Source organism: bacterium (assembly GCA_021372775.1).
In the GTDB taxonomy this organism is placed as follows: domain Bacteria; phylum Acidobacteriota; class Polarisedimenticolia; order J045; family J045; genus JAJFTU01.
The window spans coordinates 1-16,634 of record JAJFTU010000165.1 but is presented as its reverse complement, the minus strand read 5'-3'; the positions used below and the strand labels follow the sequence as shown (position 1 = coordinate 16,634).

The following is a 16,634-nucleotide window of genomic DNA, read 5'->3' as shown; positions in this document are numbered from 1 at the left end:
AGTGGTGGGGCGTGAAGGATTCGAACCTTCGACTTCCACCGTGTGAAGATGGCACTCTACCGCTGAGTTAACGCCCCGATCAACGGCCCGCGGTTTATAGCACGGGGCGGGGAGGGGCGCCAGTCGCGAGGCGGATTCGATGCGACAAAGGACGCCGCGCCCGCCGCGGCGCCGATCCGAGCCTCGCCGCGGCCTTTTTCCGCCGGGTGTTCGCCGGCCGCTCCCGCCTCGCCGCGGACGAAACGGCGGCCTCGATGGTATGTGGCCTGTTTTCTATATCTTGGGCGGAAACTTCAGGTCGGCCCCAATATCTTGGGGCTCGGCGCTTGACAACCCCCACCGTTTGCGGAATCCTTCACGCCGCGGACGGGAGCCCGGGCGGTCCGACGGCCTCTGATCGTCGGGATTTCCGACGCCGCACCATAGTCGAAATCGAACTTCGGGAAGGCGAACGAGCGGCTCGGCGCAGGCCGGGTCCGCAGGGACGTTGCGGCCGCCGGTCGGCGCCGGCGGCCGGAGAGATGGGGCGCCGGGCGGGTTCCGGCGGCGACGACGGAGCGGGAGGAAGAGATCATGTCGGTCACGGAATCGACGCGGAAGCCCGAAGGCGGGCGGGGGGCCGGGCGGTCGGCCGGCGCGGCGAACGGCGCGGCGGAGGCCGCCCCGCGGCGCGGGCGCGGCGGGTTCGGCCCCGGGCCGGGGCTGGAGTTCGCGCGGCGCTGCACCCAGGAGGGGAAGCACCCGTTCGACCTCGTCGAGTGGGAGCTGCGCACCGCCAGCATCACCAACGAAAAGGGCGAGGCGGTCTTCGAGCAGAAGGACGTCGAGGTGCCGAAGTCGTGGTCGCAGACCGCGACGAACATCGTCGCCCAGAAGTACTTCCGCGGGGCGGTCGGTTCCAAGGACCGGGAATATTCGGTCAAGCAGCTGATCGGGCGGGTCGCCGGGACGATCGGGCGCTGGGGCCGCGAGGCGGGCTACTTCCGCTCCGAGGACGACGCCGCGGCCTACGAGGCCGAGCTGACCCACCTCCTGCTGCACCAGATGATGTCGTTCAACTCGCCGGTCTGGTTCAACCTCGGCATCGAGGCGCGGCCGCAGGTTTCGGCCTGCTTCATCAACAGCGTGCAGGACTCGATGGCCTCGATCCTCGAGCTGGCCAAGACCGAGGGGATGCTCTTCAAGTACGGCTCGGGCGCCGGCAGCAACCTCTCCTCGCTGCGCTCGTCCAAGGAGCAGCTCTCCGGCGGCGGCACCGCCTCCGGCCCCGTCTCGTTCATGCGCGGCTACGACGCCTTCGCCGGCGTGATCAAGTCGGGCGGCAAGACGCGCCGCGCGGCGAAGATGGTCATCCTCAACGCCGACCATCCGGACATCGTCGAGTTCGTCGACTGCAAGGTCCGCGAGGAGCGGAAGGCGCGGATCCTGATCGACAACGGCTACGAGGCGGCGTTCAACGCGCCGGGCGGGGCGTACGACTCGGTCTTCTTCCAGAACGCGAACCACTCCGTCCGCGTGACGGACGAGTTCATGCGTTCGGTCGTCGAGGACAAGCCGTGGTCCACCCGCGCCGTCACGACCGGCGAGCCGGTCGAGACGTTCCGCGGCCGCGACATGATGCGGCGCATCGCGGAAGCGGCGTGGGAATGCGGCGATCCGGGGCTGCAGTTCGACACGACGATCAACACCTGGCACACCTGCAAGGCGAGCGGGCGGATCAACGCCTCGAACCCCTGCTCCGAGTACATGTTCCTCGACGACTCGGCCTGCAACCTCGCCTCGCTCAACCTGCTCAAGTTCCTGCAGCCGGACGGGCGCTTCGACGTCGAAGGGTTCCGCCACGCGGTGGACGTCACGCTGACCGCGCAGGAGATCGTCGTCGACTTCGCCAGCTACCCGACGCCGAAGATCGGCGACAACTCGTACGCCTACCGCCCGCTCGGGCTCGGCTTCGCCAACCTCGGCGCGCTGCTGATGGTCCTCGGCGTGCCGTACGACTCCGAGGCCGGCCGCGCCTACGCCGGCGCCGCGGCGGCGCTGATGTGCGGCGAGGCCTACGCCCAGTCGGCGCGGATCGCGCGCGACCACGGCGGGCCGTTCGCCGTCTTTAAGGAGAACCGGCAGGCGTTCATGGACGTGGTCTCGCGCCACCGCCTGCACGCCGAGGCGCTCCCCGAAGACCTCGTCCCGCAGGCGCTGCTCGCCGCGGCGCGCGAGTCGTGGCGCTCGGCGGAGGAGATCGGCGCGGAGTCCGGCTTCCGCAACGCGCAGGTCACCGTCCTCGCCCCGACCGGCACGATCGCCTTCATGATGGACTGCGACACGACGGGGATCGAGCCGGAGCTCGGGCTGATCAAGTTCAAGAAGCTCGTCGGCGGCGGCGCGATGAAGATCGTCAACCACGCCGTTCCGCCGGCTCTGCGCCGCCTCGGCTACGGCAAGGAGGCGATCCAGGAGATCCTCGACTACGTCGAGGAGAACGGGACGATCGAAGGGGCGCCGGGGCTCCGCGAGGAACACCTGCCGGTCTTCGACTGCTCGCTCGCGCCGGCCGGCGGAACGCGGTCCATTCAGTGGATGGGCCACCTGAAGATGATGTCGGCCGTCCAGCCGTTCCTCTCCGGCGCGATCAGCAAGACGGTCAACATGCCCTCCTCGACGACGGTCGAGGACGTCGAGCGGGCCTACATCGAGGCTTGGCGGCTCGGCCTCAAGGCGGTGGCGATCTACCGCGACGGCTGCAAGAACTCGCAGCCGCTCTCGATGACCGCGGCGAAGAAGGACGCCAAGGAGGTCGAGCGGCGTCCGGCGCGCAAGCGTCTCCCCGACGAGCGCGAGGCGCTGACGCACAAGTTCTCGGTCGCCGGGCACGAAGGCTACCTGACGGTCGGCCTCTACCCCGACACGCGGCAGCCCGGCGAGATCTTCGTCGTCATGGCCAAGCAGGGGTCGGTCGTCTCCGGCCTGATGGACGCCTTCGCCACGGCGATCTCCCTCGCGCTGCAGTACGGCGTGCCGCTCAAGGTGCTCGTGGACAAGTACAGCCACATGCGCTTCGAGCCGTCGGGCTACACCAACAACCGCCAGATCCCGATCGCGAAGTCGATCGTCGACTACATCTTCCGCTACCTCGCGCTGAAGTTCCTGAAGCAGCCGGTGGAGCAGGCCAACGGCGCCGATCTCTCCGGCGAGGCCAACGGCGACGACGACGCCAAGCGGCAGGCCGCGATGTCGGCGGTCGAGACGCACGAGAAGGAAGTCTTCCAGTCGAAGTCGGACGCCCCGCCGTGCCACGAGTGCGGCGAGATCATGGTCCGCAACGGCGCCTGCTACGCCTGCACCAACTGCGGCGCGACGTCCGGCTGCTCCTGATCGGCCGGCGGCGGGACGACGGGAAAGGGCGGCCCCGCGGGGCCGCCCTTTTTCTGCGCGTCGCGGACGGCGCGGGCGACGGAATCGTAAGCGGGGTTGCGGAACCGGCGCCGAAACCGGGCGAGGGGACGCGCGGGGACGGAGACGCCCGCGGAAAACTGCTTGCGGGGCTTCGAGTTGGAGCGGCCGCCGCCGCGCGGCGCGCGCTGGCAGCGCGTTTGCTCTATGAGGCGGCGACAGCGGACGGGAGACCGCGGACTCCGGGACTGGCCCGGATCATTCGCGGATCGGGCTCTCCCGTCCGCGCATTGCGTTCGGAGGCAAACGAAAAGCGGCCCGGTTCCCCGGGCCGCTTCGTCGTTCCGCGGGACGCGCCGCGGCCGATCTACTCGTGGGCGCCGACGGCGCTCGGCGCGGCGCCGGAAATCCGCACGACCTCGCCCAAGCTGATCGTGATCATCTGCCCGGGGGACAGGGCGCGGATCAGGTGCGGCGTGTTCGGCGGAACCTCGGCCGAGATCTGGCCGCCGAGCTTGAGATGGTGCTTCTGGTCGCCGGCCTCGAGCTCGAACTCGCCGGCCACGACGACGAAGATCTGCGCCACCGAATGGGCGTGCGACGAGAACTCCGCCCGCTCGGCCTTGGCCTTGAGCACGGCGACCTGGTACGTCCCCTCGGGGGCGGTGCCGATGTGCTGCAGGCTGAAGTCGGGCGACTCGAAGTGGTCCTTGCGGGTCTCGATGAACGGCTGGTTGAACTCGTCGGTCGGGGTCAGGTCGTCGAAGATCGACCGGAAGTAGTGCCGCGTGTCGTCCGTCGCCCGCGCCCGGTAGGCCGCGAAGAGCAGCTCCCGCCGATCGAGCCCGAGCGCGTCGGCGAGCCGCAGCACGACGCCGTCGCCGGGGATCTTGCCGTCGTTCTCGATCTGCACGATGTACGGCTGGGTGACGCCGACCTTCTCCGCGAGCTGCTTCTTGTTCAGCCCCAAGCGGTCGCGATGGTAGTGAATGATCTCCGCGAACGTCATTGACCCTTGCCCCCTTCCCGTTCAATTCGGTCGAAACACATACAAGTTAGCCCAGAACGGGAAGTCAAGTCAATCCTGGCAGACGAGATAGTTAGCCGGCGGGGATTAATGCAGCAGGCCGGCCTCGGGCGGCAATGTGTCGCCACTGATGGGCGCGGCGCGGCCGGCCGCCGCGGCCTCGGCCGCGGGCGGAGCGGGCGGACCGATGTATACTGCGCCGCCGATTCAATGCATTCCGCCGGTTGGCGCGCCGCGCCTTCCGGCTCTTTTCCTGCTTGGGGCCTACGTTATGCCGAACCTCGCAGTCATCGGCGCCCAGTGGGGCGACGAAGGGAAGGGCAAGGTCGTCGACCTGCTCGCGCCGCACTTCTCGGTCGTCGCGCGCTACCAGGGCGGACCGAACGCCGGACACACCGTCGTCTTCGGCGGCAAGAGCCACGCGCTCCACCACATTCCGTCGGGGATCTTCCGCGACGGCGTGCGGAACCTCGTCGGCGCGGGAACGCTCGTCGATCCGGACGCCCTGCTGGGCGAACTGGCGAAGCTGCGCGACGAGGGCGTGCCGGTCGAGAGCCGGCTGCTGCTGTCGGCCCGCGCCCACGTGATCATGCCGTTCCACCGCGATCTCGACGCCGCGCTCGAAGGGCGCCTCGCCGGGGCGGCGATCGGCACGACGAAGCGCGGCATCGGCCCGGCGTACAGCGCGAAGTCGCAGCGCTGGGGCGTGCGGCTGGCGGACCTCGAGACCCCGGACGACGTCGCCGCGCGGGTCGAGCAGGCGCTCGGCGCCGGCCTCGCCCAGCAGCTGCAGGCGCTCGGCGCCGCGGCCCCCGATCCGCGCGAAAGCGCGCGCCTCGCCGAACGCTGGTGGGCCGAGCTCGGCCCGCTCGTCGGCGACGTCACGGAAGAGCTGCACCAGGCGATCGCCGATCGCCGCTCGATCCTCTTCGAAGGGGCGCAGGGGACGATGCTCGACATCGACCACGGCACCTACCCCTTCGTCACCTCGTCGAGCACGACCGCCGGCGGGATTCCGGCCAGCCTCGGCGTGCCGCCGCGCGCCGTGGAAACGGTCGTCGGCGTGGCCAAGGCGTACGCGACGCGCGTCGGCGCCGGACCGTTCCCGACCGAGGACAAGGGCGCGACCGGCGACCAACTGCGCGAGGCGGGGCGCGAGTACGGCACGACGACCGGACGGCCGCGCCGCTGCGGCTGGTTCGACGCCGTGGCGATGCGCTACGCGGTCCGGGTCAACGGCCTCGACGCGATCACGCTGACCAAGTTCGACGTTCTCACGGGCCTGCCGACGGTGAAGATCGCCACGGCGTACGAGATCGACGGCGGGCGCACGACCTCCGTGCCGCCGACGGTGCGCGCCTACGACCGCGTGCGGCCGGTCTACGAGGAACTGCCGGGCTGGAGTGAATCGCTCGACGGCGTGCGCTCGCTGGCCGACCTGCCGCGCAACGCGCGGGCCTATCTCGCGCGGCTCGAGGAACTGTCGGAATGCCCGGTCGGGCTGCTGTCGGTCGGCGCGGACCGCTCGGCGACGGTGATCCCGGCGGGCAGCGTCCTGGAGCGTTGGAGCAAATGACGATCCGCGAATCGACCTGTCCGGCCGCCGTGTTCGACGACCGGGCCGCGGCGGAAGCCGCCGCGGCGAAGCTGGCCGCCGCCGAAGTCCCCGCCGAGGTCGTCCCGGCGGGGGAGCGGTACTCCCATCGCCTGGCGCACGAGTCGTGGGAACTCCTCGTTCCGGCGACGCAGGCCAACCGGGCGCGGGCGCTGCTGAACGCCTAGCCCGCGCCGGCGGCCCGGCCTCGATCGGCCGCCGCCGAAGGGCTCGCGCGGCGGGGTCCCGCCCGCGCGGCGGGGCCGGCCGGGCGGCCGCGGGCCTGCGGCGCGAAGTGACGCTATTCTTGGCCCCATGCGCATCCACACTGTCGCCGCCGTCATCGCGGGCCTCGCGCTCGCGGTCCTGTCGGCCGACGCCGCGCGCGCCTGCACCAGCGTGATGGTGACCAAAGGCGCGAGCGCCGACGGCTCGACGTTCAACACCTACAACGCGGACTCGCACGAGCTGTACGGCGAGCTCTACTACTACCCGCCGGGGGTCCACGCGCCCGGAACCATGCGCGAGGTCATCGAGTGGGACACCGGCAAGCGGCTCGGCGAGATCCCCGAGGCGCCGGTCACCTACGCCGTCGTCGGCAACATGAACGAGCGTCAGGTCATGATCTCGGAGACGACCTTCGGCGGCCGCAAGGAGGTCGAGGGGAAGATCGGCGTCGACTACGGCAGCCTGATCTACATCGGGCTCCAGCGTTCGCGGACGGCGCGCGAGGCGATCCAGGTGATGACCTCGCTGGCCGAGGAGTACGGCTACGCGAGCGAAGGGGAGTCGTTCTCCCTCACCGACCCGAACGAAGCGTGGATCATGGAGATGGTCGGCAAGGGGCCGGACGTCAAGGGCGCGCTGTGGGTCGCCCGGCGGATCCCCGACGGCTACATCTCGGCCCACGCCAACCAGGCCCGCATCCGCCGCTTCCCGCTCCGCGATCCCGACACGCTCTACGCCAAGGACGTGATCACGTTCGCGCGCGCGAAGGGCTGGTTCAACGGGAAGGACGAGGAGTTCAGCTTCGTCGACGCCTACGCCAAGCCGGGGTTCGAAGAGCTCCGCGCCTGCGAGGCCCGCGTCTGGAGCGTCTTCCGCCGCGCCGCGCCGTCGGTCAAGATGTCGATCGACTACGTCCGCGGCAACCCGAACGCCGAGCCGCTGCCGCTGTGGGTGAAGCCGGACAAGAAGCTGTCCCTCGCCGACGTGATGGCGCTGATGCGCGACCACTTCGAGGGGACGGACTTCGACCTGACGGTCGGCGTCGGCGCGGGGCCGTACTCGCTGCCGTACCGCTGGCGCCCGATGACCTGGAAGGTGGACGGCGTCGAGTACCTCAACGAGCGGGCGATCTCGACCCAGCAGACCGGCTTCGCGCTGGTCGGCCAGTCGCGCGCCGCGCTGCCCGATCCGGTCGGCGGCGTGCTCTGGTTCAGCGTGGACGACACCGGGAGCAACGTCTACGTGCCGATCTACTGCGGCATCCGGCGCGTTCCCAAGCCGTACGCCGTCGGCACGGCCGACTTCAAGCACTTCAGCTGGGACTCCGCCTTCTGGGTCTTCAACGCCGTGGCGAACTTCGCCTACTCCCGCTACAGCGAGATGATCGTGGACGTCCACCGCGTGCGGGACGAGCTGGAAGGGGAGTTCATGCTGCGGCAGCCGGACGTGGACGCCGCCGCGGCCGCGCTCTACAAGCAGTCGCCGGATCTCGCCCGCGACTACCTCACCGACTACTCGGTGCGGCAGGGGGAGAAGGTCGTCGCCCGCTGGCGGACGCTGTTCGAGCAGCTGATGGTCAAGTACCTCGACGGCAACGTGCGGGACGCGCAGGGCAACGTCACGCACCCCGACTATCCCGAGAGCTGGCGCCGCCGGATGGCGGCGGACGGCGGGGACCGGATCAAGGTGCCCGCGCAGCCCGAAACCGCGACCCACTGAGGTCCGATTCCGGCGAACCGCGCGACGGCGGCGGGGCCGAAAGCCCCGCCGCTTTCGTTTGGCCCGCGGCCGTGAGGGGCGCGCCGATCTGCGGCATACTGTTGACCGCCGTCGCGTCCCGCCGCGGCCGCGCGGCGCCCTCCAGGTGGGCCGTTAGCTCAGTCGGTAGAGCAGCGGACTTTTAATCCGCCGGTCGTTGGTTCGAGTCCAACACGGCTCACCACTATCCCTCAGCCGGAGTCCCGTCTTCCTCGACGGCGAGCTTTCCCTCGGCGTGGCGGGAGAAGAGGTCGCGCAGGGCCGATTCGGGCAGGGCCCCGGTCGCGCCGCCGATCGGCCGGCCGTCGGCGAAGAAGACCATCGTCGGGATCGACTGCACGCCGAACCGCGCCGCGGTCCGCGGGTTCCGGTCGACGTCGATCTTGGCCACCCGGACCCGCCCCGCGAACTCGGGCGCCAGCCGCTCCAGCGCGGCGCCGAGCCGGCGGCAGGGGGCGCACCAGGGGGCCCAGAAGTCGAGGACCAGGGCGCCGCGCGCGCCCAGGACGTCGCGTTCGAAGGTGTCGTCGTCGACGTGCAGGATCGGGGAATTCTCGCTGGCGGGAACGCTCATCTTCGGTCTCCTCGGCCGGGCGGCCGGCGTGTCGGTTTCCGTCGCCCGGAACTTGGAGATGCGGCGCGGCGCGGAAAGGTGACGCGATCCCCGCCTACACGATTCCACCGATTGACGGGGACGGAGGGGGAGGCTAGCATCGCCACGTTCCCCCAATGTTGTTTCCTCTTGACCATGTCCACCGCGCGCGGCGTCGCGCGGGGGCGACCCCCGGAGGCTGGCGATGGCGTTTGAAGGCGCGTCGAAAATCTGGATGAACGGCCGCTTGATCCCGTGGGACGAGGCGAAGATCCACGTCTGCTCCCATGTCGTGCACTACGGCTCCGCGGTCTTCGAGGGCGCGCGGGTCTACGGCACCGCGAAGGGTCCGATGGCCTTCCGCCTGCGCGATCACATGCAGCGTCTGATCGACTCGGCCAAGATCTACCGCATGGTCCCGAGCTACTCGGTGGACGATCTCTGCCGCGCCGCGGCGGAGACGGTCCGCGCCAACGAACTGGACGAATGCTACCTGCGGCCGATCGTCTACCGCGGCTACGCGCAGCTCGGCGTCAACCCGACCAAGTGCCCGATCGACACGGCGATCGCCGTGTGGAAGTGGGGCGCCTACCTCGGGCCCGAGGCGCTGGCGGCCGGCGTGGACGTCACCGTCTCCACCTGGACCCGCAGCGCGCCGAACACCTTCCCGACGATGGCGAAGGCGGCCGCGAACTACATGAACTCCCAGCTGATCAACATGGAAGCGAAGGAGCGCGGCTTCAACGAGGGGATCGCCCTCACGCCGAGCGGCCACGTCAGCGAAGGTTCGGGCGAGAACATCTTCATCGTCTGGAAGGGCCGGATCATCACCCCGCCGCTCTCCGACTCCGTCCTCCCCGGCATCACCCGCGACTGCGTGATCACGCTGGCCCGCGAACTCGGCTACACGGTCGAGGAGCAGTCGATCCCGCGCGAGATGCTCTACGTGGCCGACGAAGTCTTCTTCACCGGTTCGGCCGCCGAGGTCACCCCGATCCGCTCCGTGGACCACGTCCAGGTCGGCATCGGCCGCCGCGGCCCGGTCACCGAGAAGATCCAGACCGCGTTCTTCGCGGCGGTGAAGGGCGAGTCGCCGAAGCACAACGACTGGCTCACCCCCGTCCGCGGCTGATCCGCGTCCGTTTAGCTCGAAGCCGCCGGGCCCCGCGCCCGGCGGCTTTTTTTCGCCGCGTCCCCGTCGCCCCTCTCCGCGGCGGGCCGTTCCGTGAATAATCAGCGGCGGGAAACTAAATTCACTTCCTGCGTCCGCCCTCCGCCCGCCCGAGGCGGGGGCGCCGGCGCGGCCGAGGACCCGATGCACATCAACGATCTGCTCAAGTCCGCCGTCGAGAAGGGCGCGTCCGACCTCCACCTCAAGGTCGGCGCCTACCCCGTGATCCGGGTGGACGGGCGGCTTTTGGCGATGACCGAGCACGCCAGGCTGATGCAGGAAGACACCGTCGCGTTGGCCTTCAGCATCATGAACGCGCGCCAGAAGCAGAGGTTCAAGGAGAACTTCGAGATCGACATGGCGTACTCCGTCCCCGGCCTGGGGCGGTTCCGCGTCAACTGCTTCCAGCAGCGCGGCGCCGTCGGGCTCGTCGCCCGCGTCATCCCGGTGAAGATCCTCACCGTGCGGGAACTGATGCTCCCGCCGGTGATCGAGACGATCGCCTCCGAGTCGCGCGGCCTGATCCTCGTCACCGGCTCCACCGGGTCGGGAAAGTCGACGACCCTCGCCGCGATGATCGACTACATCAACTCGGTCCGGTCCGAGCACATCATGACGATCGAGGACCCGATCGAGTTCCTGCACCGCGACAAGAAGTCGCTCGTCAACCAGCGCGAAGTGGACGTGGACACGAAGTCGTTCGCCGACGCGCTCCGCTCCGCGCTGCGCCAGGACCCCGACGTCGTCCTCGTCGGCGAAATGCGCGACTTCGAGACGATCGAGACGGCGCTCCTCGCCGCCGAAACCGGCCACCTGGTGCTCTCGACGCTGCACACGCTCGACGCCACGGAGACCATCAACCGCATCATCTCCGTCTTCCCGCCGCACCAGCAGAAGCAGATCCGCATCCAGCTCGGCGCGGTCCTCAAGGCCTCGATCTCGATGCGCCTCGTGGCGCGCGCCGACGGCCAGGGGCGCGTCCCCGCGGTCGAGGTGATGCGCTCGACGCCCTACATCCAGGAGTGCGTCGAGAACAAGGACAAGACGAAGCTGATCCGGGACGCGATCGCGCAGGGCACCTCGCAGTACGGGATGCAGACCTTCGACCAGTCGCTCTACGGCCTCTGGTCGGCCGGCCTGATCACGCGCGAGGAGGCGATGGCCAAGGCGACGAACCGCGACGAGCTGCGGCTGCGGATGGAGGGGATCGAGTCCACCGCGCAGGCCGCGCGCGGCGAGATGGAGGAGTCGCTCGCCGGCGCCGCCGCAGCCGCCGTCCTCGCGCAGGACCCGAACGCGCCGATCAAGATCGTCGCGCCGACCCGCCCCGGCTCGGGCGGCTTCGGCGACCTCGACTTCCCGCCGCCGCCGCCGAAGCGCTGACCTTCGGTCCGCGGACAGGACGCGCCGGGGCGCGTATCCTCGGCGCATGGACCCCAAGACCGACCCGCGCGAGGCGGCGCTCGCCGCGCTCGACCGGCGGGCGCTGACCCGCCGCGAGTTGGCGGGGAAGTTGCGCCTCAAGGGGTTCGACGCGGATGCCGTCGCGGCGACGCTCGACCGCCTCGAGGCCGTCGGCCTCGTTGACGACCGCGCCCTTGCCTATAATCTCGCCCGCCGCTTCGCGGAGGACGGACGCCGCGGCGCGGCCCGCGTCTCGGCCGACTTGGCCCGGCGCGGCGTTCCCCGCGAACTGGCGGCCGAGGCGGTCGCCGCGGCCTTCACTCCCGAGGCCTCGCGCGACGCGGTGGACCGCGCGACGGCGCGGCTGGTCCGCGGCGGCGCGCCGCAGGACCGGCGGGAGCGCGAAAAACTGTACCGGCGGCTCAGGCGCGCCGGTTTTTCCTCCGCCGAGGCGCTGGCCGCCTTGGAGCGGGCCGGGGCGCCGGCGGACGAACTGCCGCCCCCCGGCGAGGACGAAGACGATGCTTTCGAGCGACGTGAGACGGACCTTCCTTGACTTCTTCGCCGGCAAGGGACACCAGATCGTTCCTTCCTCGCCGCTCGTCCTGCCCGCCGATCCGACGCTGCTCTTCGCCAACGCGGGAATGAACCAGTTCAAGGAGGTCTTCCGCGGCCACGAGAAGCGTCCCTACACGCGGGCGACGTCGGCGCAGAAGTGCCTGCGCGTCTCCGGCAAGCACAACGACCTCGAGGAGGTCGGCCGCACCCCGCGGCACCACACCTTCTTCGAGATGCTCGGGAACTTCTCGTTCGGCGACTACTTCAAGCGCGACGCCATCGTCTGGGCGTGGGAGCTGATCACCGAGGTCTACAAGATCCCGGCCGACCGGCTCTGGGTGACGGTCTTCGCCGGCGACGACGGCTTCGCCGGCGACGAGGAGGCGGCGCGTCTCTGGGAGAGCGAAGCCGGCGTTCCCGCCGCGCGCGTCGTGGCCCTCGGCCGCAAGGACAACTTCTGGCAGATGGGGGACACCGGCCCCGCGGGGCCGTGCTCGGAGATCCACGTCGACCTCGATCCGCACGGTCCGGCCGGCGAGAACCCGGGCAACACGTCGGGGCGCTTCCTCGAGATCTGGAACCTGGTCTTCATGCAGTACGACCTGCAGCCGGACGGCGGCGCCAAGCCGCTCCCCGCGCCGTGCGTGGACACCGGCGCCGGCCTCGAACGGCTGACCTCCGTCCTCTCCGGCGTCCGCAGCAACTACGAGACGGATCTCTTCCTGCCGATCATCGCCGACGTCGCCGCCGAGGGGACGGTCCCCTACGGCGCCGATCCGGCGAAGGACGTCTCGATGCGCGTGATCGCCGACCACCTGCGCGCGATCACGATGCTCGTTTCGGAAGGGATCATCCCCGGCCCGGAGAAGCGCGGGGCGGTGCTGCGGCGGATCATGCGCCGCGCGCTGCGCCACGGGCGCCTGCTCGGCCTGCCGCAGGGGTTCCTGCACCGCCGCCTGCCGGGCGTGGTGAATCTGCTCGGCCAAGCCTATCCGGAACTGGTGGACGCGCTGCCGGTCGCGCAGCGGGTCGTGCGGCGCGAAGAGGAACGGTTCGACCGCACGCTGGCCGACGGCTTCGCGCGGCTCGAGGAGCGGATCGACGATCTGCTCGCGCGCGACGAGAAAACGTTCCCGGGCGAAGAGGCGTTCGTGCTGGAGAGCGAGCGCGGGCTGCCGCTCGACCTGGTCAAGGACGCGCTCGAGGAGCGCGGCCTCGCGCTCGACGCCGCGGGATACGACGAAGGACGGCGCAAGCACGTCGCCGCCTCGCGCGTCCTCAAGGAGACGAAGGCCGCGCCGCGCCACGAGTCGCTGCTGGCCTACCAAGGGCACGGCTCGCGCTTCGTCGGCCGCGAGACGCTGCGCGTCGAGGCGGCGCGGATCCTCGCCATCGTCGGCGGCGGCGCGCCGGTGGACCGCCTCGAGGCGGGCGCCGACGGCGAGCTGGTCCTCGACGAGACGCCGTTCTACGCCGAGAGCGGCGGGCAGGAAGGGGACCGCGGCCTGCTGCTCGGCCCCGCGGGCCGGGCGCGCGTCGAGGGGACCTTCTCGCCGTTCCCCGGCGTCGTGCTGCACAAGGTCGTCGTGGAGCAGGGGACGATCGCCGCGGGGCAGGTCGTCGTCGCGCAGGTGGACGCGAAGCGCCGCGACGCGGCCCGCCGGCACCACACCGCGACCCACCTCCTCCACGCCGCGCTGCGCCGCAACCTCGGCACGCACGTGCGCCAGGCCGGCTCGCTGGTCGCCCCCGAGCGGCTGCGCTTCGACTTCGCCCACTACGAGCCGGTCGAGCCGGAGCAGCTGCGCGAGATCGAGGATCAGGTCAACGAGGCGATCGTCGCCGACTTCGAGGTCGAGACGCGCGAACTGCCGATCGAGGAAGCGCTGGCCGAGGGCGCGCTGGCGTTCTTCGGCGACCGCTACGGCGACCGCGTCCGCGTCGTGCGGATCGGCGACGTCAGCATGGAACTGTGCGGCGGGACGCACGTTTCCCGCACCGGCGAGATCGGCTCGTGCCTGATCGCCGGCGAGAGGGGCGTGGCGGCCGGCGTGCGGCGTCTGGAGGCGGTCTGCGGGCTCCCGGCGGCCTCGCGCGCCCGGACGGCCCTCGACGCGCTGGACGACGCCGCGGCGCGCCTCGGCGTCGCGCCGGACGGCGTGGGGGCCGGCCTCGAGAAGAAGCTCGAGCAGCTCAAGCAGCTGCAGAAGGAAGTCGACCAGCTCAAGGTGAAGCTCGCCGCCGGGCAGGCGTCGGGCGACGCCGCGCCGGTGGACGTGGACGGCGTCGCGGTCCTGGCGCGGCGCGCCGACGGGATCGCCAAGAACCAGCGCCGCGACCTCGCCGACCAACTGCGGCGGAAGAACCCCTGCTCGGTCGTCGTCCTCGGCGCCTCCGAGGAAGGGAAGGCGTCGCTGCTGGTCGCCGTCGGCGAAGAGGCGCGGAAGAAGATCGACGCGCGGGCGCTGATCAAGAAGCTCGGCCCGATGGTCGGCGGCGGCGGCGGCGGGCGGCCCGACCTCGCCGAGGCGGGCGGGAAGAACCCCGACGGCCTCGACGGCGCCCTGGCGGCCGCTCCCGAGGCGGTGCGGGCGCTGCTCGGCTGAGCGGGCGCCGCTCGCGAGGCGGTGCGGGCGCTGCTCGGCTGAGCGCGGGCGGGCTTAAGCAGTTCGCGGCCGAGGCGAGGACCCCCTCGCCTCGGCCGTTTTCGTGCGCTACATTCCCTTTCGTGGGACGGACGACCTCGACCAGCGGCGGACGAGCGGCGCGAGCGGCGACAGTCGCCGCCGCGCTCGTCTTTTGCCTCGCCCCCGTCGCCCTCGCCGGCACGGTGCGCCTCGGCGCGGTCGAGGAGATCGTCGGCCGGCCGTACCAGAAGCTGATCGAGGAAGTCGCGGGGCGCCACAACCTCGACTCCGAGCTGTTCGCCGCCCTCGTCGAGGTCGAGTCGGCGCGCAACCCCAAGGCGGTCTCGCCGAAAGGGGCGCGCGGGCTGGGGCAGTTGATGCCGGGGACGGCGAAGCGCTTCGGCGTGCTCGACGTCCACGACCCCGAGGACAACCTCGAGGGCGCCGCGCAGTACCTCGCCTGGCTGATCGACCGCTACAAGGGGGATCTCCATCTCGCCCTCGCCGCCTACAACGCCGGCGAAGGGGCGGTGGACAAGTACAACGACGTCCCCGACTACCCGGAGACGCAGGACTTCGTCCGCAAGGTCCTGCGGCGGGCCGGCTTGAGCTACAACGCGCGGCACCACCGCACGGGCGAGGCCGAGCCGCCGCGCTGCATCCGGATGAAGGACGGCAAGATCCTCCTCACGAACGTCCCCTGACGCCGCGCGCCGCGCGCGGCGGAGGTGCGCGATGACCGAAGCGAGCGGCTACGGACCGGATCATCTCTGGATCGGCGCCTTGGAGTTCGGCCTCGACTTCTCCGGCCTGCGCGTTCCCGCCGGGTACGCGGCCGGGCAAGGGGAGGCGATGCTGCGCGCCGTGGAGGGGATGCGGCGCCTCGAGAAGGGGGCGATCGCCAACCCCGACGAGCGGCGGATGGTGGGCCACTACTGGCTGCGCGATCCGCGCCGCGCCCCGAGTCCCGCCCTCGCCGCGGCGATCGAAACGACCCTGATGCGGGTCAAGACGTTCGGCTGGAAAGTCCGCTCCGGCGAGATCGCGCCGGCGCCCGGCGAGCGTTTCGAGCACCTGCTCGTCCTCGGCATCGGCGGCTCGGCCCTCGGCCCGCAGCTCGCGGCGGAGGCGCTGGGCGGGCCGGACGATCCGCTCTCCGTCCACTTCCTCGACAACACCGATCCCGAAGGGTTCCGCAACGTCTTCGAGACGCTCGGCGACGAAGGGCTGCGCCGCACGCTCGTCGTCTGCGTCTCGAAGTCCGGCTCGACCCCCGAGACGCGCAACGGGCTCGAGGAGACGCGGGCACGCTTCGCGGCGGCCGGACTCGAGGCGCCGCCGCGCCTCGTCGCGGTCACCGGCGAGGGGAGCGCGCTCGACAAGCGGGCCCGCGCCGACGGGTGGATCGACGTCTTCCCGATGTGGGACTGGGTCGGCGGACGCACCTCGCAGACCTCGGCCGTCGGCCTGCTGCCGATGGCGATCCTCGGCCACGACGTGGACGGGCTGCTCGAAGGGGCGCGGCTGATGGACGAGGCGACGCGCGGCGAGCGGCCGGAGGTCAATCCGGCGCTGCGCCTCGCCCTCGCCTGGCACTTCGCGGGGGGCGGCGTCGGGCGCCGGGACATGGTCGTGCTCCCGTACCGCGATCGCCTGCGGCTCCTCTCGCGCTATCTGCAGCAGCTGGTGATGGAGTCGCTGGGGAAGGAAACCGACCTCGACGGCGAGCTCGTGCATCAAGGGCTGTCGGTCTACGGCAACAAGGGCTCGACGGACCAGCACGCGTTCGTGCAGCAGCTCCGCGACGGCCTCGACAACTTCTTCGTCACCTTCGTCGCCGCGCTCGACGACCGCGATCCGCATCCGCTCGAGGTCGAGCCGGGGACGACGTCGGGCGACTACCTGCTCGGCTTCCTGCTCGGCACGCGCCGCGCGCTGATCGAGAAGAAGCGGCTGGCCGCGGCGATCTGCGTGCCGCGCGTCGACGCGCGGTCGCTCGGCGGGCTGATCGCGCTCTTCGAACGCGCGGTCGGCTTCTACGCCGCGTTCGCCAACATCAACGCCTACCACCAGCCGGGAGTCGAGGCGGGGAAGAAGGCCGCGGCGCGCGTGCTGGATCTGCAGCGGGCGCTCGGGGCGGCGATGGACGCGGCGCCGACGGAGCGGCGCGTCGCCGCGGCGTGGGCCGCGGCGGCCGGGGCGCCGGAGATGGCCGACGAGGCGACGTGGGTGCTCGCCCACCTCGCCGCGAATCGGCGCGGCGTCGTGCGCGAGACCGTGGACGG

Annotated in this window: 12 protein-coding genes and 2 tRNA genes; 11 read left to right on the top strand and 3 right to left on the bottom strand. The window is 71.1% G+C overall.

The window, feature by feature from the left end; translation table 11 throughout:
• Positions 1-2: 2 nt before the first annotated feature.
• Positions 3-77: transfer RNA gene (locus tag LLG88_05565), tRNA-Val, on the bottom strand.
• Between the two features lie 496 nt (positions 78-573).
• Here LLG88_05565 and LLG88_05560 point away from each other — a divergent pair.
• On the top strand, positions 574-3,372 hold the full coding sequence (locus LLG88_05560; GenBank protein ID MCE5246374.1) for a vitamin B12-dependent ribonucleotide reductase: 2,799 nt from the start codon (positions 574-576) through the stop codon (positions 3,370-3,372).
• Between the two features lie 385 nt (positions 3,373-3,757).
• On the opposite strand, the gene LLG88_05555 is transcribed toward LLG88_05560, so the two are convergent.
• Positions 3,758-4,399, bottom strand: coding sequence for a helix-turn-helix domain-containing protein (locus LLG88_05555; protein MCE5246373.1), 642 nt, complete (start codon positions 4,397-4,399; stop codon positions 3,758-3,760).
• Positions 4,400-4,688: 289 nt separating this feature from the next.
• Here LLG88_05555 and LLG88_05550 point away from each other — a divergent pair, with 289 nt between their 5' ends.
• The 4 genes from LLG88_05550 to LLG88_05535 all read left to right on the top strand — a co-directional run bounded on the left by LLG88_05550 (position 4,689) and on the right by LLG88_05535 (position 8,181).
• Complete coding sequence (locus tag LLG88_05550; GenBank protein ID MCE5246372.1) at positions 4,689-5,993, top strand: adenylosuccinate synthase; 1,305 nt, start codon at positions 4,689-4,691, stop codon at positions 5,991-5,993.
• Positions 5,990-6,199 (top strand): hypothetical protein, encoded by a 210-nt coding sequence (locus tag LLG88_05545; GenBank protein MCE5246371.1) that lies wholly within the window; start codon positions 5,990-5,992, stop codon positions 6,197-6,199. The genes LLG88_05550 and LLG88_05545 overlap by 4 nt, the downstream gene beginning before the upstream one ends.
• Positions 6,200-6,326: 127 nt before the next feature.
• Positions 6,327-7,958: a C69 family dipeptidase gene (locus tag LLG88_05540; protein MCE5246370.1), complete on the top strand. Its 1,632-nt coding sequence runs from the start codon at positions 6,327-6,329 to the stop codon at positions 7,956-7,958.
• A 147-nt stretch (positions 7,959-8,105) separates the two neighbouring features.
• Positions 8,106-8,181, top strand: a tRNA-Lys gene (locus LLG88_05535).
• On the opposite strand, the gene LLG88_05530 is transcribed toward LLG88_05535, so the two are convergent.
• On the bottom strand, positions 8,182-8,571 hold the full coding sequence (locus tag LLG88_05530) for a thioredoxin fold domain-containing protein (protein ID MCE5246369.1): 390 nt from the start codon (positions 8,569-8,571) through the stop codon (positions 8,182-8,184).
• 223 nt (positions 8,572-8,794) lie between these two features.
• Between LLG88_05530 and LLG88_05525 the strand changes: the two genes are divergently transcribed.
• The 6 genes from LLG88_05525 to LLG88_05500 all read left to right on the top strand — a co-directional run.
• The gene (locus tag LLG88_05525; protein MCE5246368.1) at positions 8,795-9,721 is read left to right on the top strand and encodes a branched-chain amino acid transaminase; all 927 of its coding nucleotides are present in this window, start codon (positions 8,795-8,797) and stop codon (positions 9,719-9,721) included.
• Positions 9,722-9,904: 183 nt separating this feature from the next.
• Positions 9,905-11,143, top strand: coding sequence for a type IV pilus twitching motility protein PilT (locus tag LLG88_05520; GenBank protein MCE5246367.1), 1,239 nt, complete (start codon positions 9,905-9,907; stop codon positions 11,141-11,143).
• A gap of 46 nt (positions 11,144-11,189) precedes the next feature.
• Positions 11,190-11,720, top strand: coding sequence for a RecX family transcriptional regulator (locus LLG88_05515; GenBank protein MCE5246366.1), 531 nt, complete (start codon positions 11,190-11,192; stop codon positions 11,718-11,720).
• Positions 11,686-14,328 carry an alanine--tRNA ligase gene (gene alaS, locus LLG88_05510; GenBank protein ID MCE5246365.1) on the top strand — a complete coding sequence of 881 codons (2,643 nt, stop codon included), beginning with the start codon at positions 11,686-11,688 and terminating at the stop codon, positions 14,326-14,328. Before LLG88_05515 ends, alaS begins: the two co-directional genes overlap by 35 nt.
• A 122-nt stretch (positions 14,329-14,450) precedes the next feature.
• On the top strand, positions 14,451-15,053 hold the full coding sequence (locus LLG88_05505; GenBank protein ID MCE5246364.1) for a lytic transglycosylase domain-containing protein: 603 nt from the start codon (positions 14,451-14,453) through the stop codon (positions 15,051-15,053).
• Positions 15,054-15,084: 31 nt separating this feature from the next.
• Positions 15,085-16,634 (top strand): glucose-6-phosphate isomerase (locus tag LLG88_05500; GenBank protein MCE5246363.1); only part of this gene is annotated, 1,550 nt, incomplete at its 3' end.